Below are 4,658 nucleotides of genomic sequence, written 5' to 3'. Positions count from 1 at the left end.
TGGTGGATCCGTCAGGCCATCACCCGCGCCATCGCGGATCAGGCCCGCACCATCCGCATTCCGGTGCACATGATAGAAACCATCAACAAGCTCATCCGCACCTCCCGCTATCTGGTGCAGGAGCTCGGCCGCGACCCCACTCCCGAGGAAATCGCGGAACGCATGGACTATCCCGTGGACAAGGTGAAGAAGGTGCTCAAGATCGCCAAGGAACCCATCTCCCTCGAAACCCCCATCGGCGACGAGGAGGATTCCAGCCTCGGCGACTTCATCGAGGACAAGAAGGCCGTGGCCCCCGCCGAAGAGGTGGTGAACACCAAGCTCTCCGAACAGATCGCCGCCGTGCTCGCCGACCTCACGCCCCGCGAGGAACAGGTGCTTCGCAAGCGCTTCGGCATAGGCGAAAAGTCCGACCACACCCTCGAGGAAGTGGGCAAGCTCTTCAACGTCACCCGTGAACGCATACGTCAGATCGAAGCCAAGGCCCTGCGCAAGCTCCGCCATCCGGTGAGAAGTCAGACCCTGCGCTCCTTCTACGAAAACTGATGCCGGAACGGAAGCCGGACGAGTCCATCGTCCGGGCCGCTTCCGTTTTCCAAGCTTCATGAGGCCGCGGCCTCCGGTTCTTCCGGTTGCGCGGCCTCATGGCGTACCGGGGGCAGCACGGTCCGGCACGTCGGAAGCCAGTGCTCCGCGCAGGGCCGCAGCGTTCGCGACGCGCCTACAGGCGCAGCGCGCAGGGCGGCACGGTCATGCCGCAGCTTCCCGAAGCCGTATGACGAACGGGCCTTTCTCCCTCCGCTCCCCGGATTTTCTGCCGATTCCGCGCCGGAACGCGCATTTTTCCAACCTCAGCTCCCTCAACACCATGACACATTACTCCTGCATCGTCGTCGGGGCCGGACACGCCGGCTGTGAAGCCTCCATGGCGCTCGCCCGTCTGGGCCATGACGTTCTCGTCATCACCAGCAACGTGGACCGCATCGGGCATCTTTCCTGCAATCCCGCCATCGGCGGCCTGGCCAAGGGGCACCTGGTGCGCGAAATCGACGCCCTCGGCGGCTGCATGGGCAAATGGGCCGACGAAGCCGGCATACAGTTCCGCATCCTCAACGCGAGCAAGGGCCCGGCCGTGCGCGCCCGCCGCGCCCAGATAGACCGCGAAACCTACCTTGCCGCGGCAAAGCGCGACCTCTTCGCGCAGGAAGGACTCACCATCTGGCAGGACATGGTCACGGAGATCATCGCGGAAAACGGCAGGGTCAGAGGCGTGCGCACCCAGCTCGGCAAGGAATTTTTTGCCGATCACGTGCTGCTCACCACGGGAACCTTCCTTCAGGGGCTCGTGCACGTGGGGCTCGTGCACTACAGCGCCGGACGCTTCGGCGACTCCGCGGCCATGGAGCTTTCCGACTCCCTGCGTTCCCTCGGCCTCACCCTCGGACGCCTCAAGACCGGCACCACTCCCCGCCTTCTGGCCAGCTCCATCGATTTCGACGCCATGGAAGCCCAGTACGGCGACAATCCGCCGCAGGGCTTCAGCTTCAGCGGGCCCGGCCCGGTGCTGCCGCAGGTGCCCTGCTTCGTCACCTGGACCAACGAACGCACCCACGACATCATCCGCTCCGGCCTCGACCGCTCGCCGCTCTTTACCGGCGTCATCACGGGCGTGGGCGCCCGCTACTGCCCCTCGGTGGAAGACAAGGTGGCCAGGTTCCCCGAGCGCGAACGCCATCACGTGTTCATCGAACCCGAAGGCCTGAACCGCGAGGAATATTACGCCAACGGCATATCCACCAGCCTGCCGCTGGACATCCAGGAAAAAATGGTGAGCTCCATCCGCGGCCTCGAACACGCCAAGATCGTGCGTCCGGGCTACGCCATCGAGTACGACTACGTGAATCCCGTGCAGCTTCGCCCCACCTTTGAAACCCGCAAGGTGGAAGGTCTGTGGCTGGCCGGTCAGATCAACGGCACCTCCGGCTACGAAGAGGCCGCCGCCCAGGGACTCTGGGCCGCGCTCAACATGGACGCCAAAATGAAGGGACGCGAACCCTTCCTGCCCGCCAGAAGCGAAGCCTACATGGCCGTGCTGGCCGACGAACTCGTCACCAAGGGCACGAACGAACCCTTCCGCATGTTCACCTCGCGCGCGGAATACCGTCTTCTTCTGCGCGAGGACAACGCCGACGCCCGTCTCACCCCGCGCGGCCGCGACATCGGCCTTGTGGGGGATGAACAGTGGAGCGTCTTCCGCGACAGGCAGCAGAAGCTGCACTCCCTCATGGACAAGCTCGGCTCCGTGCGCCTCACCCCCGACGCCGCCACGCAGGCCGCCTTTGCCGATCTCGACGAACCCTGCCCCAGTCAGGCCGTCACGCTGGCCGACCTCGGCCGCCGTCCGCAGCTTCCGCTGCGCCGGCTCTCCGTGTTCCTGCCCGAGCTTGAAAGCGCGCCGGACGACGTCATTCAGGAAGCGGAAATCATCCTCCGCTATTCCGGCTATCTGGAACTTCAGGACGAACTCGTTCGCCGCGCGGCCCGTCAGGAATCCATACGCCTGCCCGAAGACATGGATTATGACGGCATTTCCGGGCTCTCGCGGGAAATTCAGGAAAAGCTCTCCGCCATCCGTCCCCTGACCCTGGGACAGGCAGGACGCATTTCCGGCGTGACCCCGGCGGCGCTCGCCTGCCTTGAGGTGGAGCTGAAAAAGCGCGGACTGCTCCGTGCCGGCGGCGACAGGTAGAAGATCCTTTCCTGCGCCGGGTTCCTTCTTTAATGAAAGAGGTCGGGGAACGACGTTTCCCCGGCCTTTTTTCATGCCGCCGCCTCGCTCCGGCAAAAGGATACGCGCCCGCGACCGAATCGCCGGAACGAAGCACGCGCGACGCCTGCCCGCGCCTCCCCACACGTGCCCGCCCTCCATGCGCGGCCGTGCTCCGGGCCCGTCGCCGGGACCGGCTCTCCCGTGCCCGACGAAACGGCCCCCTCTCTTCCCGCCCGCGCTTTCGTCCCTGCCGCGATCTCCGCTCCCGGCGCTTCCTCGTCCGGGGCTCTCCCCTCTTTCCGATGCGCCGTATCTTCCGCCCGAAAAGCGTGCCCTGCGCTTTCCGGCCTCGGCAGGTCCCCCCGGCGCTTCCTCGTCCCGGTCCCGTTCTTTTCCAGAACAAGAGCGCCCCTTCCCATCCTCCCCGCATCCTCCGCCTTCCCCGCAGGGGCAGAGAAGCCGCTTTCAGAGGTCTTCTCTTCCTCTGCCCGAAGCCTGCCCCTTCCCGCCCGAATGCCGTTCCCAACGCAACGCCGGGGGGACGTTCTTTACGCATCCGCTGCCGGACGACGTCGCCGAAAAGACGCCTTTGTCTGAAAAATAAATAAAAATTCAATTTTATCAATGTATTAGAATAAACATTGACCATTCTTTCAAAAAAAATTGCGAAAAGGCCAAATTTTTTGTTGACAGAAGGGGGCATTTTCCATAAACACATACCTGCGCATGGGCAGTTAGCTCAGTTGGTAGAGCATCGCCTTCACACGGCGGGGGTCACAGGTTCAAGTCCTGTACTGCCCACCATGCGAAAAGTGGAGCGGTAGTTCAGTTGGTTAGAACGCCGGCCTGTCACGCCGGAGGTCGTGGGTTCAAGTCCCATCCGCTTCGCCATTCAAGGTCCTGCAAACATGTGTTGCGGGACTTTTTTTTTGCCCTTTGCAGGCTCGGAGCGCTTCCTCCCGTGTGCGCCCCGCCCTTCTGAAAAGCACGCCTCCCGGAAGAACCCGGCCTCAATAGCGCCGCGGACTTTCTCTTTCATAAAGCGCCCCGGCCAGACTACCCGAAGCAGCGTGCCTCCTTTTCCCTCATCTTTCGGAACGCGCGTCGCCGTTCTCCCTTTTCCGGCGGAGCGATCCGTTTCCCTCACCCATTTCCCCGACAGCGTTTTTTGTTCCCCTCCTCGCTTCCGCGCACTTCCGCCGCACGGACAACGGCCGTCCCGTGGACAGAAAAAACGCCCCGGCACATCCCCGTTTCCGCTTCCGCAAGCCGTCTCCGCAGCCGCGCCGTCCCATCCATCCTCACCCGGCCGCAACTTCTTTCCCGTGAAGACCGCTCCCGCCGGGACAGCCTCCCCGTTCCATGCCCCGACCTCCAGACGGCCGCGGCCCCTGTGCCCCGGGCAGACGGGACGCCCTTCGACCAGACACGCCCTCCACGCCCTCCGCTCACCCACGTTTTCCCCGCAACGTCCTGTCGACCGGCCCCGCCGCCGTTCTTCGTCCCCGCCGCCTTGCCGCGCCTCGGGACAGAGCGCCTCGTTCCGCATCCTCACCGGTACCGGAAAAGGAACGCACGCATCGTTCCGCCCGCACGCTCACGCTCTTTCCGACGACTGGCCTCCCGCCTTCCCCGGTACCGGCCGTGTCGACCGCCCATTCTTCCCGATCCGAAGCGTCGCCCATCCCCTCTTTGCGACGCTGCCGGCACGACGCCTCCTTCCCCCAAAATTAAATTGAGCGCTCAAACAATTTTTCTGAATCGTCATTTTATACTGGTAAAACAAGATATTGAGCGTATGCTCAAGCAATTTTTCGCGTCCGCGTCCCGGGCCTGCCTCTTGACTCATTTCATGAGCTCATTACACTGAGCAGACGTATCTGCCCCG

At 63.6% G+C, this 4,658-nt stretch carries 2 protein-coding genes and 2 tRNA genes; all 4 read left to right on the top strand.

What is annotated here, in order from left to right:
• The coding region (locus tag QZZ60_RS10640; protein ID WP_295641244.1) for a sigma-70 family RNA polymerase sigma factor at window positions 1–546 on the top strand (546 nt) is incomplete at its 5' end.
• Window positions 547–868: 322 nt separating this feature from the next.
• The gene (gene mnmG, locus QZZ60_RS10635; RefSeq protein ID WP_295641245.1) at window positions 869–2,749 is read left to right on the top strand and encodes a tRNA uridine-5-carboxymethylaminomethyl(34) synthesis enzyme MnmG; all 1,881 of its coding nucleotides are present in this window, start codon (window positions 869–871) and stop codon (window positions 2,747–2,749) included.
• A 749-nt stretch (window positions 2,750–3,498) separates the two neighbouring features.
• A tRNA-Val gene (locus QZZ60_RS10630) sits at window positions 3,499–3,574 on the top strand.
• 10 nt (window positions 3,575–3,584) lie between these two features.
• Window positions 3,585–3,661 (top strand) — tRNA-Asp (locus tag QZZ60_RS10625).
• Window positions 3,662–4,658 lie beyond the last annotated feature (997 nt).

It is taken from the genome of uncultured Mailhella sp., from assembly GCF_905187505.1.
In the GTDB taxonomy this organism is placed as follows: domain Bacteria; phylum Desulfobacterota; class Desulfovibrionia; order Desulfovibrionales; family Desulfovibrionaceae; genus Mailhella.
The sequence above is the reverse complement of the archived record's forward strand: the minus strand, read 5'-3'. Positions and strand labels throughout refer to the sequence as shown.

What these genes read in the sequence shown, in the direction of transcription:
- mnmG (WP_295641245.1), top strand. Translation starts at nt 869, where the DNA reads ATGACACATTACTCCTGCATCGTCGTCGGGGCCGGACACGCCGGCTGT.